Source organism: Shewanella sp. SM95, assembly GCF_025653595.1.
In the GTDB taxonomy this organism is placed as follows: Bacteria; Pseudomonadota; Gammaproteobacteria; order Enterobacterales; family Shewanellaceae; genus Shewanella; species Shewanella oncorhynchi.
Genome location: NZ_JAKKSE010000002.1, coordinates 61,383 through 81,818 on the forward strand (window position 1 = coordinate 61,383; position 20,436 = coordinate 81,818).

The window sequence follows — 20,436 nt, forward strand, 5'->3', positions numbered from 1 at the left end:
AAAAATCGCTAACTAGGATTAGTCATCGTTGCCTATGCCCATCAGGTGCAACAGCGCGATGAAGAGGTTTAAGAAGTCTAGGTATAACGAGATAGTCGCGCGAATGTAGTTAGTTTCGCCACCATTGACGATACGGCTAGTATCAAACAGGATAAAACCTGTCATCAGTAACGCCAAGCCTGCGTTAATTGCCATAAAGGCAACACTGTTACCCATAAAAATATTAATCACAGCGGCGGCGATCACCACAATCAAGCCGGCGAACAAGAATCCACGTAGGAAAGAGAAATCTTTCTTAGTGGTCACTGCATAGGCTGATAACGCAACGAAAATTACTGACGTTAACCCCAGTGCTTGCATGATCAGCTGTGGACCGTTTGCCATACCCGCGTAATGATTGAGCATGTAGCCCAGTGAAGCACCTTCCATACCAGTAAAGGCAAACACCCAGAAGATACCCGCTGCAGACTCGGCTTTACGTAAAGTGACAAACAACAGTACTAGGCCACCAATCGATAAACCAATGGAGACTAACGGACTGATATTTAATGCCATTGCCAAACCCGCACACAGGGCAGAGAAGGCCAATGTCATCGATAACAGCATATAAGTGTTTTTAAGAAGTTTGTTCACTTCCAGTGTTGACGCACTCGTCGAATATAAAGTTTCTTGGGTCATGTTGATCTCCGTTGACACATTTCCAAACTGATCATTTTGATTTTTTACAGCACACTAAGTTCCCGTAAAATCCTAAAATGAACTTAACTGGTGCAATGATACCGTACATGAGATACGGGTGAAAGTCATAGAACCATGAATAACAAATTGTTAATCTTCAAAATTTTACTCAATTATTTATTTCAACTTTAACTGCAAAGCAAAAAAAATAAAATTCTTGTATCTGCGTCTTCATCCACTATGAAGGTAAAAATTTAGTCTGTACATAAGCAGACGGTACACAATCACACTCAATGCTGATTTCAATGACTAGATCAGCATATTGAGTTTAAACCAAGCTTAAGCCAGCCACTCTTTGTGCAATTTTTCAGTATCGCCAAGATATTCCAGCACCCAAGCGAGTGCAGGCGACATCTTGTCAGCATTCCACGCCAAGCAACAAGGGCTTGTCTGCTTTGGATTTTCCAGTTGTTTTTCAACAAGCGCACCCGCCTTAATAAACACGCTCGCTAAATGCACTGGCATATAACCGACGCCTAAACCTTCGCGGAAACAGTTAATGGCACGGATCCAATCAGGTACGACTAACCTGCGTTGATTCTCTAGCAACCAAGTCATACGTTTTGGAATTTCCCGAGAAGTATCTTCTAAACAAATCGAGGGAAAAGGGCGCAGCTCATCGTCACTTAATGGGCGGTCAATACTGGCCAAGGGATGATTTTTACTAACAAGAAACGCCCACTCAATATCCCCCATGTCTTTATATTGGTAAACGCCACCGACTGGAATTGCGGTTGTCGCGCCAATAGCAATATCACTGCGACCCGTGGCGAGCGCTTCCCAAACACCGTTAAAGACTTCAATACGAATAATTAATTCAATATCATGGAAGTGTCGATAAAAGTCAGCAATTAATACGCTGATCCTGTCGGCACGGACGATATTATCAAGGGCTATGGACAAGGTGGGTTGCCAACCATTTGCCACGCGCTGAGTGCCACGTTTCATCTCGTCCATCTGCGTGAGCAAGGTTCTGGCTTGCTTCACAAAATGTTCACCCGCTGGTGTTAAGGTTACACTGCGATGATGCCGTTCAAAAAGAATGACGCCGAGTTCTTCTTCTATTTGCTTGACCGCGTAGCTCACGGCAGAGGGCACTTTATGTAGCCGATTCGCCGCCGCGGTGAAACTACCTACACGAGCCACAATATCAATGAGTTCTAGCGCTTGTTCTGAGAGCATAACTGACGTCCATTCCAATGAAAATAATTGATAGCACAAGTCAAAAATAAACGTTTCCAATAAATTCAACAAGTCTTTAGACTGCACACTTTAGTCAATCTGACCCGATTATTTTATGAAAACGTCTAGTAACACCTTTGTAAACATAAAGTTCTTTATGTTTCTATTCTATTTAGCCATGTTGAGCATGCTTGGCTTTATTGCCACTGACATGTATTTGCCTGCTTTCAAAGCAATTGAAGGCTCATTTGACAGCACACCATCACAGGTGGCAATGTCACTGACCTGTTTCCTTGCGGGTCTTGCCTTAGGTCAGCTGCTTTACGGCCCGTTAGTCAATAAAATCGGCAAACGTTGGGCACTGATCTTTGGCCTTGTTTTATTTGCCATTGCTAGCGTGTTTATTGCCAACAGTGATTCTATATTAATGCTCAATACCGCGCGCTTCTTCCAAGCCATTGGCGCCTGTAGTGCAGGGGTTATTTGGCAAGCTATTGTGGTTGAACAATATGATGCCGATAAAGCCCAAGGTATTTTCAGCAACATTATGCCATTGGTCGCATTATCGCCTGCATTAGCACCGATCCTTGGCGCTTATATTCTGAACGAATTAGGCTGGCGTGCAATCTTTATCTCCTTGTGTGTTATTGCATTTCTGCTGGTATTGATGACCTTGTACTTTGTTCCAGGCAAGAGTCAACATAAACACAGTGAACATGCTGCAGTATCTTATGGGCAAATTTTGAAAAACACCCGCTATTTAGGCAACGTCGTGATCTTCGGTGCCTGTTCCGGTGCTTTCTTTGCCTATTTAACTGTGTGGCCGATTGTGATGGAAATGCACGGTTATCAAGCGACTGAAATTGGGTTAAGTTTTATCCCGCAAACCATCATGTTTATTGTCGGTGGTTATGCGAGTAAGTTACTGATAAAACGCATTGGCGGGCATCAAACACTCAATATCTTGTTGTCGGTTTTCGCAGCCTGCGTTATTTCGATCATCATGTTCACGCTGATTTATCCCGCGAGCACGATTTTCCCACTGCTTATTTCGTTCTCGATTTTGGCCGCAGCTAATGGCGCTATTTACCCAATAGTCGTGAACAGTGCGCTACAGCAGTTTAGTCAGAATGCCGCTAAGGCCGCAGGATTACAGAACTTCTTACAGATCAGCATTGCCTTTGGTGCATCAAGCTTAGTCGCTATGTGGGCAAGTCTTGGTGAAGTGGCGATTGGTTGGGGTATCCTATGTTGCGCTATTTTAGTTGTGGTCGGCTATATACTTAAGAGTCAACAAGAGTGGGGCGACTTTGCCAAACATTTCACTAAGCCAGATCCCGCACGGGTAGGCATAATGTCCGATGTGAAGCAAAATCCAGCGGATTGAGTGTAATAGCAACAATTGGCGCATAATTGAGAGTTAGTGCTTTACAGTCAACAGACTTACTTATATTATGCGCCTCGTTCGGAGGGGTGGCAGAGTGGTTTAATGCACCGGTCTTGAAAACCGGCGTGGGTTTATAGCCCACCCAGGGTTCAAATCCCTGCTCCTCCGCCATATTTTACGGAAAAGCCATCAGCAATGATGGATTTTTTGTTTATATAATTTGAACCCTAGGTTCCTCATTCTAAGCTCAGTTCCTCCGCCAGATTTCGTCAAAAAAGCCGCTAAGCAATTAGCGGCTTTTTGCATTTTAGCTATTTTAGCCTTGCGTTTCTGATCCGAAACGCAGCGCCTCAGCCATATTTCACAAGCAAGACCATCAGCAATGATGACTTTGCTTGTATTATTTAACTCTAGACTTCCTCATTCAACATGATGCACTGACAATCTCAGCCATCATTACACTTTTGGTAATTTGTGTTGGACCATGGCCAGCGCAAAGGAGTTCCAGTTTGCATTAGCATAGCTACTCACCAGATCCCGGAGTGTTGTCGGTTCGCCAGCGTTATCCACCGGTTGCAAAATTATCCGCAAATTCAGCGCATTGAAGTAATCTCGCCGCTCCACCACAAAAAACTGCTTCTTGTAGGGGAGTAGCAATGTGTCCTCAGCTTGCGCATTAAACTCACGCGCGGCTAAATAGCCAGTAAACCAATGATTGAGTAATGTGTCGCATTGTTTAGTATGGAATAAACTTCCCCAATCATCCCCAAGTATGGCTTGACCCGACAGGACTCGCTGGCAATGATGAAAATCGATAAACCCTAGCTCACGTGTAATCACTTGTTGGCAATGCTTAAGCTGGAGATCTGAGTGTAAGATGCCCAACTTCGCCATTAAGGTCGCGACTCTTTGCTTGGCTAACGGCTCATCCTGCTGACAAGCTTTGAGCAGTTTTTTAGCGCGAACTTTGGTTTCATTTAATGCGATGGCGCTTGAGTCTTTCATCTTGGCTAACTTCATTTTGCATTACCTCCATGACTGACTCGATTTGCTCGCGGCACGTGAATGAAAGGCCAAATACTGATGATCAATAAACTCAAGAGACAAGCTAAGATGTCCGCAATTGGAAAGGCCATCCATAACTCAGTCAAAGCGTTTGGCATGATATTAATGTTTAATGCGCCTGTGATAAATGAAATATCTGCGAAGGATAGTTGAGGTAACAGGACCAGCAGGGGCAGTAACAAACCATAGATTTTTATCCCAGATAATAGCAATGCAAGCTTAGGGCGATTTGTGCCTTGATACACAGCAATCGCAATAGCTGTGATCCCCGCCAAAGGTAGGGTGATAAACGTCACACTCGAGATTTTAATACAGGCGGCAATGAGTGCGGGGGCATCGGTGAACACGCGAAATACCGAGTTAGGAAAACCCATAAATACAATTGTCACTATACTCAGATAACAGCAGGTCAAGACGATTCCCCATTTAGCACACGCTAACACCCGAGAAGATGCCATCGCCCCATAGTTATAGGCACTGATCGTTTGCGCTGCGCTGGTAAGTGCCATGAGCGGCAGGGCGATAAAGATATTAAAGCGTCCGATCAAACCATAAGCGCTGATCATGTACGCGACCTCATTCGCCGCTGGCGTATTGGGCACTACATTGGCTAAATGACTGACTAAAATATGATTTACCGATGAGATCACGCAGGCAATCCCAAGATATGACAATAATATAGGGCTACCTAAGCCAAGAATCGCTTTTATCTCAGTGAGGTTGAGCTTTATCTGCTCCATTCTAAAATAAAAAAGCGCCTGTTTACTGGCAAAACGGTTATTGGGGACAAAATAGACGGCTGCAATAAATAGACTCACACATTGACCCGCCACCGTTGCCCACGCAGCACCACTCACGCCCATATCTAAAACGGCAATAAAGAGTGTATCGAACAGGATGTTCATGACCGCCGACAACAAGATAACCAGCAGCATCACCACGACTTTGCCTTGTGCTCTGAGTAAATCGCCGCTAAGAGATAACAAAAAAGTGAATAGACTAAAATAGAGAATGGGTTGTAGATACTCTGTAGCAGCTAAGGCAAGTGTTGAGCTTACCCCAATAAACGCCAATAAATGATCAAGCTGGGCGAGTGACAAGATAGTCACTATCACGCCGCAACATAGGGCTAACGCAAAACCAGTGTTCGCGATTTGACTCGCCTTATCAAACTCGTTTGCCCCTAAAAATCGGCTTACTAAGGTCGCAGTACCATTTCCTATCATGCAGGCCAAAGCAAAAATCATCATTTGTAACGGGAAGGCAATCGTCACCCCAGCCAATGCATCGGCACCGATGTATTTCAAAATAAAATAAGAGTCAACTAAGTTGTAGCTGCCGCTGAGCATCATGGCCAATGCCATGGGTAACGCAAAGCGCAAATACAAAGTAGGGATAGCTAACGTACCTAAGGACTCAGTTGACTGAGATCCTGAGTGAGATTTCCCGTGGGAGGGCATTTCGGTGGCTGCCAAGGGTACAATGTCAGAAAGTTCAACATTGATACCGGCGGGTTTGAAAGTGTTAGCGGTTGCATGTTTCACAAACAATTCTCCTAAGTTTATTGGCATTCCGCTAAGCCAAACTTATTTGATTGCTGTGGGTTCGATATGAAATCGATTCGCAACGCTGTTAATTTATCAGAGTGATATCATCTTTTGCGGACAGGCTTCTCTGCAGCCTGCCGCGTATTATTCTTACTCATCCGCCCGATGTCAATCATCAGCTTGTCGTATTTGACGGTGGCATTTAACCACTTCACATGTTAGTAGTAGATGAGCGATAAATGACGCCATCCAACAAGCCACTTAAACCACTTTCTGTACAGCAAGTTATCGAAGATTCATTGCCTAGCGATAATATAATAGTCCTTGTACAAACTTCCTTTTAGTTACGACACAAGCTGTCGCACTTCTGCGTATAATATTAAAAAATAACGAATTGAGGTGCACTATGGATGGTCTAGTTATTGTGTCAATCAGCCTACTTACCTTGCTTGAAGTGGGTGATGTTCCATATACCTATCTGATGTTATGTTTCGCAAGCTGCCGTTTGCTGTAGTAAAAAACGTTATTGTTGATTTTACAGCTCGGGGGCAGGGTGTTGGTTCGACCTTATTTAAGGAAATTGAATTTTTTGCATAAATACTAACGACTTTAAGATCATGCTTCTTAAAACCCACATCATTACCGATGACGAATGTGGGTTTTAACCTTAGTGTCTATGCTTTAAGCTAAATCGTAAGTATATAAGTTTTAACAGGCAACATTGCTTCATTATATGAGTGATAATTGCATCGGTTTTTGTTGCTGGCGTATTTGCAGTACATCTTCAAATTGGCAAAGTGCCAGCACGCGCGACGAGAGGTAGCAACAAACCATCATCAAGTCCCCAAGCACAAACTTAGTTGATCGTACTAATACCCAAATAAGAGCAGGTAAGATGGCCAGAAGATATCGGCGAAAAAAAGCAAATCTCAGTCTGCCGCGAAACCTCATTTTGAGTGGCCACGCACACAAAACTGTGGCTTTTCATACAAAATGAGTTTGGGAAATACGTAGAAACTTTGTCAAAAAATATGATTTTAAGCGCTAATAAATCAATCTGCATCTGATTGAAGATTGCCGAAATATGACTTTATTTATATTTAATAATATAGTTTTTAAGTAATTTATCACTCTATTTTTATCAGAAGTGTAAGTATGGAATTAAAACGAATACTATTTGAATTCAACGAAGACAATCTTTTGAGATAAAAAAGCATGATCAAAATAACTATAGGCCCTCCGGTATGATGGTTTTTTCTTGGTCGAAAGTTCCGATCACTTGAAGGGCTATTAGTTCAACATTTATTATCCCGAGTTCAGGTTAAATAAGGCTCCACGCACTAAAGCCAGCTACTGTATAACTTTCAGCAATTACAACTGTTGGAGTTTATAGCTCGCGCCAGAAGATAGGGGGGGCATTAGATGACATTTTATCCTTACTGTAGCTCTGGTGCGATCTAGAGCGGGAAAGCCGTAAAGTCAAACAGCTGGTAGAGCAGCATTAAAGGGAAGAGCAGTGAGCTACAGCAAATGCAGCAAGTACTGCAGTAGCTATCAGATTGCAGCACTGGCGACCCCTGCTCACATTGTGCCATTTGGGCACAACTGGTACTGGGTAACATCACAGAAAATAAGCCTTGACCTTCTCCCTGTAGCAAGGTGCAGAATTTTAGCTGCCCACTTTAGCAAAGGAGATTTACGATGTTAACGTTAAAAATTACCGATATGACCTGCAACCACTGCTTTGGCTTGATCAACCGTGCAATAAAGGAATTGGACGCCGATGCAGTCGTAACAGCAGATCTCTCCAGCCGTAGTATCAATGTACAAAGCAGCCAATCGCAAGACGAAATACTCGACACTCTGGAGGAAATTGGATATTCGGCCAAACCTGAGTCAACCTGTTGCAGTGTAGATAGAAGCAGCAAGTCGCAAAATACCGCCAATTGACAGTGCACCTTAGTGGAGGCTTGAGCTGTGTGCAGTGAAAGTTGCATGTACGGTTCTTAGGAGAGCAGCACCTAGTAACAGAGGTGCTGCTTATCCGCCCATAACGAGTTATAAATGGATATAATTTAAGGACAGAGTAATTGAATTTTTTCCAAAAATGTAATATCACCGCCAATATAATGGTCAGACTCTCTATACCACTGCACCTGCTCCGGTCTAATTTTATTTCAGCACTTAATTTTGAGACAGTATGGGGGATGTAGGTGCGTGTTGGGATAATGCCTTCGTTGAGCGTTTCTTTGGTAGCTTTACACTATTGGATTTTTAACATTGCTCAACCAACAAGGGAGTTTTTTTAAGCTAGATGTGACTGTTTAAATGAAATATTAGAACTTGGAGTGACTTCATTCTGCTAATGGTGAACTGTCACCTGTAGAGTTCAAAAATTCTCAATTAAAATTGTCTAATATGGGTTGAACAGTACAGCGATCGCTCACAGACAGAAGTAAATCTAAGGCAATGGCACTCATGCGCTAGCACTGATCAAACACCTGAGTGATCACCACGAATTTAATCATAGTATCAGCTCTTCTTCATTTTGATTACTGCTCAATCTGACACTTAAGGCCAGAACATCATTTCCTGATTTCAGCCTGTATCTGCTTAGTTCTAAGCTCTAAATTTGCGAGTTTACATTGTCTCATACCCAAGTAGTCGAACGGTAAAACTCGCCAGTGTTTAATGCTGTTTGTTTGGAACTGCATTCAGGCCATTTCTGCTGTCAGCCCTAACATGAATGCAACCAGTAGGCTAAAGCTGCCAGCAGTAACAACACTTCCAATCGCTCTCATTTGTAAGTGCAGTGGTCGTAGCAGTCAAGGCCGTATGTCTGGCTTTTTTGTCGAGGAAGTTTTCTTCTATTTGCATGCCTTAATACTTAGCGATTTTCGTCGCTGATCATGATTTTTTCGTCATCAGAGTTAGACTTCGCTGCGTCTCGCAAGGCCCCCTTACTAATCAAAAAAACACTTGACCTTCTAAGCGTAGTAAGCCGGATAAATACAGTAGGAGCTACCTCGGCTCAGCAAAACTAACTGTCGACTGCTATCGAGAAAGGAAAAAATGATGAAGGTCAAACGCATAACCATAACCACTGTGGCGCTAAGCGTTGCACTCGCTATCGCAGGATGCAAGGAGGCGATGCCCTCTGTCGGTCCCGCAAAGCCACCAAGCGTTCCGGTGGCCGAAGTGATAGTTCGTCCGGTGACGCCATTTGTCGAACTCACAGGTTCGCTGACCGCGGTCAAGCGGGTTGAGCTGCGCCCGAGGGTTGCTGGCTACATTCAGAACGTAAGCCTACCCGAGGGACGCTTCGTCGAAAAGGGCAGCGAGCTCTTTCTCATTGATCCTCGGGTGTTCCAAGCCGCGCTGAACGCCGCGACGGCGCACCTGCGCCAGGCTGAAGCGGCATCGATACTTGCCCAAACGGAATATGCACGAGCCGAACAGCTATTTGCCCAAAAGATCGTTGCTCGTGATCGCTTCGACATCGCAACCGCCTCTATGAATGCAAGCAAAGCACAGGTCGACGCCGCAAAGGCAGCGGTGGATGCCGCACAATTGGATCTGAGTTTCGCACGTGTCACGGCGCCGATCAGTGGACGTGTCGGCCAAGCCCTCGTTACAGAAGGCAACTACGTCTTCAGCGGCGAGACGCCACTCACGACTATTGTTTCTATCGATCCCATCTACGTCTATTTCGATGTCGACGAACGCACTTATTTGCGATCGCTCGCCGCAGGCCGAGACCACACTACCACGCATGGTCCACAGGCGGAAAAGGTCATGGTGGCACTGCTCACCGACAAGACGTATTCGAGGCCCGGCCGTGTCGACTTCCTCTCCAACACCAGCGATCGTGGGACGGGAACAGTGCGTATCCGCGCTGTTGTCAACAACCCCGATGGGCATTTGACGCCCGGTCTTTTTGCCAAGGTCAAACTAGAGACCGGAGCGCCGCAAGCTAGGGTTCTGGTTTCCGATCATTCGATTGGTACCGATCAAGGTAGCCACTATGTGCTCGTTGTCGGCAAAGACGACAAGACGGAATACCGGCCCGTCGAGTTGGGTCCTGTGGTCGAGGGGTTGCGCGTGATCGAACAAGGTCTACAGCCCGGCGAGCACATCGTTGTCAAGGGGCTGGTAGGCCCGGGCATGCAGGTCACGCCACAGTCTGCTGCGATTGACGGTACACCTATTGCGGTGTCACAAACCTCGGGAGCCGTACAATGACATTCCCACGTTTCTTCATCGATCGCCCGATTTTTGCCATCGTTCTTTCAGTTTTGATGGTGCTCGCTGGCATCGTTGCTTTCTTCCAATTGCCGCTCAGCGAGTATCCGACCGTGACGCCGCCGACGGTTCAGGTGACCGCTTCCTACCCGGGCGCCAATCCCAAGGTGATTGCAGAAACGGTAGCCGCGCCACTCGAGCAGGCGATCACCGGGGTCGAGGGCATGCTATACATGTCGTCGCAATCAGCCACTGACGGCCGAATGATCCTGACCGTCACGTTTGCGCAAGGGACGAATGCCGATATGGCACAGATCCAGGTACAAAACCGCGTCTCGCGCGCTCTGCCGCGTTTGCCGGAGGAGGTGCAGCGCCAAGGCGTCATTACGCAGAAGACCTCGCCGGACATCCTGATGGTGGTTCACCTGTTATCGCCAGACAAACGCTACGACCCTCTCTATATTTCGAACTACGCTTACCTCCAGGTGCGCGACGATCTGTCCCGTATCCCGGGAATCAGCGACGTTCTGGTTTGGGGAGCTGGTGAATATAGTATGCGGCTCTGGCTCGATCCGAGCCTGATCGCCGCACGAGGGCTGACAGCGGGCGATGTGATTGCCGCTGTGCGCGAGCAGAACGTACAGGTAGCAGCTGGCTCCGTCGGTCAGGCTCCCAATTCCAGTGCCGCGTTCCAAGTGACAGTGAACACGCTCGGGCGGTTAACTGATGAGGAGCAGTTCGGCGACATCATCATTCGTACAGGCGGCGACGGCCAGGTGACGCGCTTGCGCGATGTCGCCCGCATTGAGATGGGGGCCGATACCTACGCATTGCGCAGTCTGCTTGACGGTGAACCTGCCGTCGCGCTGCAAATCATCCAGAGTCCGGGCGCTAACGCACTCGACGTTGCGCAGGCGGTGCGTACAACCATGCAGCGGCTTGAAGGCAACTTTCCAGAAGGACTCAGCTCGCGCATCGCGTATGACCCGACGGTGTTTGTCCGTGCCTCGCTGGAGTCGGTGGTAACCACCTTGTTGGAGGCGATTCTTCTTGTCGTTATCGTGGTGGTGCTGTTCCTGCGCAACTGGCGTGCTTCGCTCATACCCCTTATAGCGGTGCCGGTGTCGCTGATCGGCACCTTTGCTGTCATGCATCTGATGGGTTTCTCACTGAACACGTTGTCGTTGTTTGGCCTGGTGCTTTCAATCGGGATCGTCGTCGATGACGCGATCGTAGTGGTCGAGAATGTCGAACGTCACATCGAAAATGGTGAGGAACCCATTCAGGCCGCACGGCTTGCCATGGACGAAGTCACCGGTCCTATTATCGCGATCACCTCGGTGCTCGCCGCCGTTTTCATTCCGACCGCTTTTCTAAGCGGCTTGCAGGGTGAGTTCTATCGACAGTTTGCGCTCACGATTGCGATTTCAACCATTCTGTCAGCAGTTAATTCACTCACGCTCAGCCCTGCGCTCGCAGGACTCTTGTTGCGCCCGCGCCAGGCGGCAATAGTGCGAGTTCCGCGCAGTTTGCGTGGCCGCGCCGATCAGTTGTTTCGGACACTAGGCCAGCCGTTCCAGCATGCACCTGACGCTTATGGCAACACGGTGCGCAAGGTAGTGCGGATTAGCGGCGTGGCACTTCTGGTTTACGCCGGACTCCTTGCATTGACCTTCTTCGGATTCAAGGCCGTCCCGCCCGGCTTCGTGCCCATGCAGGACAAATATTATCTTGTCGCAATCGCCCAGCTGCCAAACGCCTCGTCACTGGACCGCACCGACGCAGTCGTCAAACAGATGTCGAAGATCGCGCTGACCGAATCAGGTGTCGAAAGCGTCGTTGCGTTTCCCGGCCTTTCTATCAATGGTTTCGTCAACGTGCCAAATGCCGCGGTCATATTCATCATGCTCGACCCGTTTAAAGATCGCACGACACCCGATCTCAGCGCGATGGCGATTGCGGGGCGTTTGCAAGCCCAATTTGCCAGCATCCCCGATGGTTTCCTCGGCGTGTTCCCGCCACCACCGGTGCCTGGCCTTGGCGCGACGGGCGGATTTAAGATGCAGGTCGAGGACCGCAGCGGTGCCGGGCTCGCAGCTCTGGTGCAGCAGACCCAAATCCTGATGACAAAAGCTACCGAGTCAGGTGAGGTGGCCGGGCTTATGACCAGTCTTGACATCAATGCGCCGCAGTTAGATGTCACCATCGATCGCACTCAGGTCATGAGCCAGGGGGTTCGTCTGGCGGATGTTTTCGAGTCGCTTCAGGTCTATCTCGGATCTCTATATATCAACGACTTCAACCGCTTCGGTCGAACCTATAAGGTGACGGCCCAAGCCGATGCAGACCATCGCATGCAAGCCGAATCTATCGGCCGCCTGCAGGTGCGCAACGCGGCCGGAGATATGCTGCCGTTGTCCTCCTTTGTCACTGTGACGCCAAGTGCCGGCCCAGACCGCGTGATGCACTACAATGGTTACCCTACGGCCGACATCTCGGGCGGTGCGATGGCTGGAGTCAGCTCGGGGCAGGCTGTTGCGGTCATGGAACGATTAGCCAAGGAGGTTTTGCCTGAAGGCATGAGCTTCGAATGGACTGATCTTACCTACCAGCAAAAACTGGCTGGCGATTCGGCGCTGTTCATTTTCCCATTGTGCCTGCTGCTCGCTTATCTCATCCTCGCCGCGCAATACAACAGCTGGCTGCTGCCCCTTGCAGTTCTGCTGATCGTGCCGATGTGTCTTTTGAGCGCGATTACCGGTGTCTGGCTGGCAGGGGGCGACAACAACGTCTTTGTCCAGATTGGGCTTATCGTGCTCGTCGGTTTGGCGGCCAAAAACGCAATATTGATCGTCGAGTTTGCACGCAGTCTCGAAGCCGCAGGAGCAAGTGCGCTGGAGGCGGTCGTTGAGGCTTGTCGATTACGGTTGCGGCCTATCGTGATGACCTCATTGGCATTTATTGCTGGTGTTGTACCGTTGATATTGGCAAGCGGTGCAGGGGCTGAAATGCGCCAGGCTATGGGGATTGCGGTCTTTGCAGGTATGCTCGGCGTGACATTGTTCGGATTATTCCTGACACCGGTTTTTTATGTAGGGGTCGTCTCAGAAAACGGAAAATAAAGCACGCTAAGCCGGTGGCAGCGGTCGCAATGGCCTGAACTTCCCCGCACCGACCTTGGCACTGCTGCGCCATAGGTAATCGCCGGTCAGGTTGATATGCTCCCACCCCAGCGGGGACAGATATTGCAGCAACGTGTCGTCCAGCGCCATGCCGTGGGCACGCAAAGCACTGGTGGCACGCTCCAGATAGACCGTGTTCCACAACACGATGGCCGCCGTCACCAGATTGAGGCCGCTGGCCCGGTAGCGCTGCTGCTCAAAACTGCGGTCGCGGATTTCACCCAATCGGTAGAAGAAGACCGCCCTGGCCAGCGCGTTGCGCGCCTCGCCCTTATTCAGCCCCGCATGGACGCGGCGGCGCAGCTCCACGCTTTGCAGCCAATCCAGAATGAACAGCGTGCGCTCGATGCGCCCCAGCTCGCGCAGGGCGACGGCCAAGCCGTTTTGGCGCGGATAGCTGCCGAGCTTGCGCAGCATCAGCGAGGCCGTCACCGTGCCCTGCTTGATCGAAGTGGCCAGCCGTAGGATTTCATCCCAATGAGCGCGAATAGCCTTGATGTTCAGCCTGTCGCTGCTAATCATCGGCTTGAGTGCATCGTAGGCAGTATCGCCCTTGGGAATGAACAGCTTGGTGTCGCCCAGGTCGCGGATGCGCGGCGCGAACCGGAATCCCAGAAAGTGCATCAGGCCGAACACATGATCGGTGAAGCCCGCCGTGTCGGTGTAGTGTTCCTCGATACGCAAGTCAGACTCGTGGTACAGCAGGCCATCGAGCACATAAGTCGAGTCGCGCAAGCCGACGTTGACCACCTTGGCGCTGAAGGGCGCGTATTGGTCGGAGATATGGGTATAGAACGTCCGCCCAGGGCTACTTCCATACTTCGGATTGATATGCCCGGTGCTCTCTGCCTTGCTGCCGGTTCGGAAGTTCTGGCCGTCCGACGATGACGTGGTGCCGTCGCCCCAGTTTCCGGCGAAGGGTTGTCGATACTGTGCGTTCACCAGCTCGGCCAGCGCCGTCGAATAGGTTTCGTCGCGAACGTGCCAGGCTTGCAGCCAAGACAGCTTGGCGTAGGTGGTGCCAGGGCAGGACTCGGCCATCTTGGTGAGCCCAAGATTGATACCATCAGCCAGAATCGTCGTCATCAGCAAGGTTTTGTCCTTGGCCGTGTCGCCGGTCTTCAGGTGTGTGAAGTGGCGCGTGAAGCCCGTCCATTCATCGACCTCCATCAGCAACTCGGTGATCTTGAGGTGCGGCAGCAACATCGCCGACTGGTCAATCAAGGCTTGCGCGGCGTCTGGCACCGCTGCGTCCAGCGGCGTTATCTTCAGGCCCGATGCAGTGGTGATGATGGCGTCCGGTAAGTCGTTGGTCGCCGCCATGCGGTTGACTGTGGCGAGTTGCGCCTCCAATAATTCCAGTCGGTCATGCAGATATTGGTCGCAGTCGGTGGCCACGGCCAGTGGCAATTCGCTGGCCAGCTTCAAGGTGGCGAACTTCTCGATCGGCACCAGGTATTCGTCGAAGTCCTTGAACTGACGCGAACCCTGCACCCAAACATCACCAGAGCGCAGTGCGTTCTTCAGCTCCGACAGGGCGCATAATTCGTAGTAACGCCGGTCAATACCCTCGTCGGTCAGAACCAGCTTTGCCCAGCGCGGCTTGATGAATGCGGTTGGCGCATCGGCGGGCACCTTGCGCGCGCTGTCGCTGTTCATGCCGCGCAGCACGTCGATGGCATCGAGCACACCCTTGGCGGTGGGCGCGGCGCGCAGTTTGAGCACGTCCAGGAACTGCGGCGCATAGCGGCGCAGCGTGGCGTAACTCTCGCCGATATGGTGCAGGAAATCAAAATCTGCAGGCCGCGCCAGCGTTTGCGCCTCGGTGACGCTGGCGGCGAAGGTGTCCCACGGCATGACCGCTTCGATGGCGGCGAACGGATCGCCGCCGTTTTGTTTGGCTTCAATCAGCGCCTGACCGATGCGCCCATACATCCGCACCTTGTCGTTGATCGCCTTGCCGGAAGCCTGGAACTGCTGTTGATGCTTGTTCTTGGCCGCATTGAACAGCTTGCCGATGATGCGGTCGTGAAGGTCGATGATTTCATCAGTGACGGTGGCCATGCCTTCGATGGCCAGTGCTACCAAGGTGGCGTAACGCCGCTGCGACTCGAACTTGGCCAGGTCGGCGGGCGTCATCTGGCCGCCCTCGCGGGCGATCTTGAGCAAGCGGTTTTGGTGTACCTGCCGTTCGATGCCAGCAGGTAGGTCAAGCGCTTGCCAGGCTTTGAGGCGTTCGATGTGTTCAAGCATGTGGCGCGAGTTAGGCTTGGCGGGCGATTGGCGCAGCCACGCTAGCCACGTCATTTTGCTACCATCCTTGCGCTTGAGCAGTTCGTCCAGGCGCTGGCGATGGACAGGTATCAAGGAATCGGCCAATGCCGCATGGATGCTCCGGTTGGCACGGGTAATGGCCTCGGCGCTTGCGCGCTCGATGGCATTCATGGCGGGTAGGATGATGCTCTGCCGCCGCAGGTTTTCAACAAGGGTGCTGGCCAGCACAATGCCTTTGTCTGTTTGCAAGGCCAGTTCGGTCAATGTATGCACGGCTTGCCGGTAGTGACTCATGGTGAAGGGCTTGAATCCAAACACCGTTTGCAGCTCGACCAAGTGCTCCCGCCGTGTCTGCTCGCGCTGGCCGTAATCGTTCCAGCTTTCCACCGGCACCTTGAGTTGTGCGGCCACCATGCGCAGCAGGGGCGGAAACGGAGGCTCATCGATGCCCAAGAAGATGCCAGGGAATCGCAAGTAGCAAAGCTGCACGGCGAAGCCCAATCGATTCGCAGCGCCGCGACGCTGGCGGATCACCGATAGGTCGGTTTCGTTGAACGTGTAGTGCCGTATCAGTTCGTCTTTGGCATCTGGTAGTGCCAGCAGGCTTTCGCGCTCGGTGGCGGACAGGATTGAGCGGCGCGGCATGATCAGTCTTCCCGCAGGTACTGGTACAAGGTTTCGCGACTGATGCCGAAGTCACGGGCCACCAAGGTTTTTTGATCGCCTGCCGCGACTCGCTGTTTCAACTTGGCAATTTGTTCGCTGTTCAGCGATTTCTTTCGTCCCCGGTAGGCACCGCGCTGCTTGGCCAGCACGATTCCCTCGCGCTGGCGTTCGCGGATCAGTGCGCGCTCGAACTCCGCAAAAGCCCCCATGACCGACAGCATCAAATTGGCCATCGGTGAGTCATCGCCGGTGAACGCCAGCCCTTCTTTGACAAACTCCATCCGCACGCCCCGTTGTGTCAGCCCCTGAACGATGCGGCGCAGGTCATCGAGATTGCGTGCCAACCTGTCCATGCTGTGCACCACCACGGTGTCGCCCTCGCGCACAAAGGCCAGCAGCCTTTCAAGTTCGGGACGTTGCGTGTCCTTTCCGGAAGCCTTATCGGTGAATACCTTACCGACTTCGATTTGCTCCAGTTGCCGATCAGGGTTCTGGTCGAAGCTGCTGACGCGGATATAGCCGATACGTTGACCTTGCAAGATGCCTCCAAAGGTAAAAGTGTCAGGATGAAATCTATTACCCTTGGCGGCTTGTGTCAATAAATACAAACTACAACTCTATTCTGACGTGCTTTGCGCCAAGCATCTGACATCAGGTTAGGGTATAGCTTAACCGGACACCTCGGCCTCTGTGCCTTTACTGCTTTTCGGTACAACCGTCAAGAACAGGCAGAGCGCTCCGATAGTTATCGCCACATCAGCGAGGTTGAAGGCGGGCCAGTGCGCAAGTCGCCAATGGAAGTCAAGGAAATCAACAACCTGTCCACGCAGCACACGATCCGCGACATTGCCCAGCGCACCGCCGAGGATCAGGCTGTATCCCATCGCTTCGAGACGGGGCAATTGCTGGCACAGCATGCGTCCCAGCCAAGCAGAAACGACCAGGCCCAGCGTGATGAAAAAGTAACGTTGCCAGCCGCCAGCGTTCGCCAGAAAGCTGAATGCCGCGCCGGGATTCAGGACATGGACGAAGTTGAAGAAGGGCGTGACTTCGACCTGTTCACCGTAGGCAAACGTGCGGGTGATGGCGAACTTTGCGAGCTGATCGGTCATGACAGCACTGGCGGCCACTGCGAACCAGACCCAAGTCGATGTGCGGCGAGCCGATTGCCACACAGGGGCGGCCAGCGGCATCAGCCACCCGGCGAGCGCCGTGCAACTCAATCCAAGTACCCACCCCGCCAGCACATCGGCAGGAAAGTGCATTCCGGCTGCGATGCGTGACCAACCGACCAATGCGGCGTACAACACCAAGCCGATGCGGCCACGACGGCCTATCAAAGGCCAGAGCGCGCCGACCACCAGCGCGGCATAGGTGGCATGCCCGCTGGGCAGGCTGTAGTGTCGTTCGATGCCCCCGATAACGCGCACCATGTCGCCAAAAACAGCAGGCGGGCGTGGAAAGTCGATCCATAGCTTCAAGATGGTGGCGACGAGAAATGCCAACGCAAAGGCCACGCTAAAGACTCTGAGTCTGTACCGGATGGCATCGGCCCGCGTTGGGTCAGGTGCCGACTTTGACCATCCCCACATCGCCAAGAGCATCAGTGGTGCAGTCCAGTAGTTGCCTATCACAAGGTTGAAGAACGATGCCAGCGGTTCCAGCGCTGCAGGTGTGCTCATGTTGATGGCTTGGAACAACGCGATGTTCAGACCACCCCAGTCGTAGAGAAAGAATTTCCAGCTCATTTGCGCAACAGCCTCAAGCCATTGCCAACGACGAGCAAGCTGGCCCCCATATCAGCAAACACCGCCATCCACATGGTCGCTTGACCCGTGAAGGTCAGCACCAGAAATACTGCCTTGATGCCAAGGGCCAGCACAATGTTTTGCATCAGCACCTGCGCCGTCGCACGCGACAGGCGCACGAAGGTCGGAATCTTGCCCAGGTTGTCGTCCATCAGGGCCACGTCAGCGGTCTCGATGGCGGTATCTGTGCCAGCCGCTCCCATGGCAAAGCCGATGTCCGCACGCGCCAAGGCCGGGGCATCGTTGATGCCATCACCGACCATGCCGACCTTGCCCTTTATGGCCAGTAGCTCAACTTCGCGCAGTTTGTCGTCTGGGAGCAGATTGCCTTGCGCACGGTCGATCCCGGCTTGTGCGGCAATGGCCTGTGCCGTGTGGGGGTTGTCGCCGGTCAGCATCATGGTGTTGATGCCCAGTGCATGAAGCTCGGCAATGGCGCTCCTGCTGCTTTCCTTGATGGTGTCCGCTACGGCAAATAAGGCATGAACCCCTTTTGCGCTGACCAACATCACGACAGTTTTACCCATGGTTTCCAGCGCCGCGATGCGCTGTTCCAGCTCGGGAGTACGCTGCCCCAGCTCTTCTAGCATCCGCTGGTTGCCAAGATGGTAGGTTTCACCGTTGATTTGGCCCTGCACACCCCGACCGGGCAGCGCGTTGAATTCGGCCACGTCGAGCAAGGCAACCCCGTCCGTCTGCGCGGCCTGTGCCACCGCCTTGGATACAGGATGGTCCGAGCGGGCCGCCAGACTGGCAGCGATGCTGCGGCTGTCCGAGGCGAGTGCATTGCCCCATGTGACAAAGTCGGTCTGTGCGGGCTTGCCGTGCGTGATCGTGCCGGTCTTGTCCAGAGCCAGCCAGCGCAGCTTGCGGCCTTCTTCCAGATAGACGCCACCTTTGATGAGAATGCCGTGGCGGGCGGCGGCGGCCAGGCCGCTGACGATGCTGACCGGTGTAGAGATCACCAGTGCGCACGGGCAGGCGACCACCAGCAGAACCAATGCACGGTAGATCCAGTCGAGCCATGCCGCACCCATGAACAGCGGCGGCAACAACGCGACGGCGATGGCAACGCCGAATACAACGGGGGTGTACCAGCGGGCGAACTGATCGACAAAACGCTGAGTCGGCGCACGACTACCTTGCGCAGCCTCTACCGCGTGAATGATCCGGGCCAAAGTGGAGTTGTTGGCCAAGGCGGTGACGCGGTACTCGAACGAGCCGGATTCGTTGATCGTGCCAGCGAACACCGAATCACCGGGGGATTTTTCGACCGGGAGGCTTTCACCCGTGATCGGGGCTTGGTTGACGGCAGAGCGGCCTTCCAGCACCTCACCATCAAGGGCGATGCGCTCACCTGGTTTGACCCGGACGCGGGCGCCGATGGTGATTTGCTTGGCGCCCACCTCGCGCCATGTGCCGTCAGCCTGCTGTACCGTGGCCTGTTCCGGGGTCAGGTCGAGCAGGCCACGGATAGCGTTACGAGCGCGATCCAGCGATTTGGCTTCGATTACCTCGGCCAGCGCGAACAGTACCATCACCATTGCCGCTTCGGGCCAGTGGCCGATCAACATGGCACCCGTGACCGCAATCGACATGAGGGCGTTCATGTTGAGATTACGGTTCTTGAGCGCAATCCACCCCTTCTTGTAGGTGGAGAGGCCACCCGTGAAGACCGCGACAAGCGCCAGAACGACAACCGACCAGTGATTGCCGTTGTGGAGCCAGTAGACCGCCTCGGCCGCCGATGCAGTGACCAAGGAGATGCCCAGCGGCCACCAGTTGGTCGGCGTGGTCACAGGGGCGGCGGATGGAGATGCGACCTCTGCCGTGTCCACGACCTGCGCCTCGAATCCAAGCGCTTGCAGTGCCACGAGCACGTCTGGCAGAACCTGGTTCGCATGGCGTACCGACAGCGTGCGCTGCATCAGGTTGAAATCGAGATCAGCAACACCGGCCACGGTGCCGAGCTTGTTGCGGATCAACGTCTCTTCGGTCGGGCAATCCATCTTGGCAATGGACAGCTTGGTCGTCTGCTCGGCCGACGCCTGATCCATGCGCACAGCTTGCATGCCGATGGCCTTCAGCGCCTGCTCGACGGGAGACAACGAAGGCAATTCGTGTCGCACGGCCAAGGTACGTTGCATCAGGTTGAATTCAAGACCCGCCACCCCCGCCAGACCGGCCAGTTTGCTTCGGATCAGCGCCTCTTCGGTCGGGCAATCCATGTTCTCGATGCGGTACACCGCTTGAGCCGATCCGATTGCCAGCGGGGCCGGTGCCGTGGGTTGGATGATCGGCTCAGTCGTGCAGCCACACCCCTTTGAAGCGCATTCGCTCATGAG

General features: G+C 52.2%; 12 protein-coding genes, 1 tRNA gene and 1 pseudogene. 6 read left to right on the top strand and 8 right to left on the bottom strand.

Annotated features, from left to right (window positions below; translation table 11 throughout):
• Positions 1-18: 18 nt before the first annotated feature.
• Complete coding sequence (locus L5M29_RS03085; protein ID WP_028759949.1) at positions 19-678, bottom strand: Bax inhibitor-1/YccA family protein; 660 nt, start codon at positions 676-678, stop codon at positions 19-21.
• Between the two features lie 339 nt (positions 679-1,017).
• Positions 1,018-1,920 (bottom strand): DNA-binding transcriptional activator PunR, encoded by a 903-nt coding sequence (gene punR / locus L5M29_RS03090; RefSeq protein ID WP_028759950.1) that lies wholly within the window; start codon positions 1,918-1,920, stop codon positions 1,018-1,020.
• 115 nt (positions 1,921-2,035) lie between these two features.
• On the opposite strand from punR, the gene punC reads away from it, so the two are divergent.
• Both punC and L5M29_RS03100 read left to right on the top strand, forming a co-directional pair.
• Positions 2,036-3,307 carry a purine nucleoside transporter PunC gene (gene punC / locus L5M29_RS03095; protein ID WP_263148311.1) on the top strand — a complete coding sequence of 424 codons (1,272 nt, stop codon included), beginning with the start codon at positions 2,036-2,038 and terminating at the stop codon, positions 3,305-3,307.
• 80 nt (positions 3,308-3,387) lie between these two features.
• A tRNA-Ser gene (locus tag L5M29_RS03100) sits at positions 3,388-3,478 on the top strand.
• Positions 3,479-3,763: 285 nt separating this feature from the next.
• On the opposite strand, the gene L5M29_RS03105 is transcribed toward L5M29_RS03100, so the two are convergent.
• Positions 3,764-4,327, bottom strand: coding sequence for a hypothetical protein (locus L5M29_RS03105; protein ID WP_113940471.1), 564 nt, complete (start codon positions 4,325-4,327; stop codon positions 3,764-3,766).
• Positions 4,324-5,916, bottom strand: coding sequence for an MATE family efflux transporter (locus L5M29_RS03110; protein ID WP_263166182.1), 1,593 nt, complete (start codon positions 5,914-5,916; stop codon positions 4,324-4,326). The genes L5M29_RS03105 and L5M29_RS03110 overlap by 4 nt, the downstream gene beginning before the upstream one ends.
• Positions 5,917-7,620: 1,704 nt before the next feature.
• Between L5M29_RS03110 and L5M29_RS03115 the strand changes: the two genes are divergently transcribed.
• From L5M29_RS03115 to L5M29_RS03130, 4 genes and pseudogenes are all read left to right on the top strand, one after another.
• Complete coding sequence (locus tag L5M29_RS03115; RefSeq protein WP_263166184.1) at positions 7,621-7,869, top strand: heavy-metal-associated domain-containing protein; 249 nt, start codon at positions 7,621-7,623, stop codon at positions 7,867-7,869.
• 247 nt (positions 7,870-8,116) lie between these two features.
• A pseudogene (locus L5M29_RS03120) lies at positions 8,117-8,346 on the top strand (IS3 family transposase); the annotation flags it as partial.
• Positions 8,347-8,994: 648 nt separating this feature from the next.
• Entirely contained in the window at positions 8,995-10,161 is a 1,167-nt protein-coding gene (locus L5M29_RS03125; RefSeq protein WP_263166188.1) for an efflux RND transporter periplasmic adaptor subunit, read from the top strand.
• The gene (locus L5M29_RS03130; RefSeq protein WP_263166191.1) at positions 10,158-13,283 is read left to right on the top strand and encodes an efflux RND transporter permease subunit; all 3,126 of its coding nucleotides are present in this window, start codon (positions 10,158-10,160) and stop codon (positions 13,281-13,283) included. The genes L5M29_RS03125 and L5M29_RS03130 overlap by 4 nt, the downstream gene beginning before the upstream one ends.
• A 6-nt stretch (positions 13,284-13,289) precedes the next feature.
• On the opposite strand, the gene L5M29_RS03135 is transcribed toward L5M29_RS03130, so the two are convergent.
• From L5M29_RS03135 to L5M29_RS03150, 4 genes are all read right to left on the bottom strand, one after another.
• On the bottom strand, positions 13,290-16,262 hold the full coding sequence (locus L5M29_RS03135; RefSeq protein ID WP_105934544.1) for a Tn3 family transposase: 2,973 nt from the start codon (positions 16,260-16,262) through the stop codon (positions 13,290-13,292).
• 2 nt (positions 16,263-16,264) lie between these two features.
• Complete coding sequence (locus tag L5M29_RS03140; RefSeq protein ID WP_004213590.1) at positions 16,265-16,822, bottom strand: recombinase family protein; 558 nt, start codon at positions 16,820-16,822, stop codon at positions 16,265-16,267.
• A gap of 129 nt (positions 16,823-16,951) precedes the next feature.
• A complete protein-coding gene (gene lspA / locus L5M29_RS03145; RefSeq protein WP_011638892.1) occupies positions 16,952-18,031 on the bottom strand; it encodes a signal peptidase II in 1,080 nt (359 codons plus the stop codon).
• Entirely contained in the window at positions 18,028-20,433 is a 2,406-nt protein-coding gene (locus L5M29_RS03150; protein ID WP_115407325.1) for a heavy metal translocating P-type ATPase, read from the bottom strand. The genes lspA and L5M29_RS03150 overlap by 4 nt, the downstream gene beginning before the upstream one ends.
• Positions 20,434-20,436: the final 3 nt, after the last annotated feature.

Bases quoted from the DNA above. Each gene is read 5' to 3' on its own strand.
- L5M29_RS03105 (WP_113940471.1), bottom strand. From the start codon at position 4,327: ATGAAGTTAGCCAAGATGAAAGACTCAAGCGCCATCGCATTAAATGAA.
- L5M29_RS03115 (WP_263166184.1), top strand. From the start codon at position 7,621: ATGTTAACGTTAAAAATTACCGATATGACCTGCAACCACTGCTTTGGC.
- L5M29_RS03130 (WP_263166191.1), top strand. From the start codon at position 10,158: ATGACATTCCCACGTTTCTTCATCGATCGCCCGATTTTTGCCATCGTT.
- L5M29_RS03125 (WP_263166188.1), top strand. From the start codon at position 8,995: ATGAAGGTCAAACGCATAACCATAACCACTGTGGCGCTAAGCGTTGCA.
- punR (WP_028759950.1), bottom strand. From the start codon at position 1,920: ATGCTCTCAGAACAAGCGCTAGAACTCATTGATATTGTGGCTCGTGTA.
- punC (WP_263148311.1), top strand. From the start codon at position 2,036: ATGAAAACGTCTAGTAACACCTTTGTAAACATAAAGTTCTTTATGTTT.
- lspA (WP_011638892.1), bottom strand. From the start codon at position 18,031: ATGAGCTGGAAATTCTTTCTCTACGACTGGGGTGGTCTGAACATCGCG.
- L5M29_RS03085 (WP_028759949.1), bottom strand. From the start codon at position 678: ATGACCCAAGAAACTTTATATTCGACGAGTGCGTCAACACTGGAAGTG.
- L5M29_RS03135 (WP_105934544.1), bottom strand. From the start codon at position 16,262: ATGCCGCGCCGCTCAATCCTGTCCGCCACCGAGCGCGAAAGCCTGCTG.
- L5M29_RS03150 (WP_115407325.1), bottom strand. From the start codon at position 20,433: ATGAGCGAATGCGCTTCAAAGGGGTGTGGCTGCACGACTGAGCCGATC.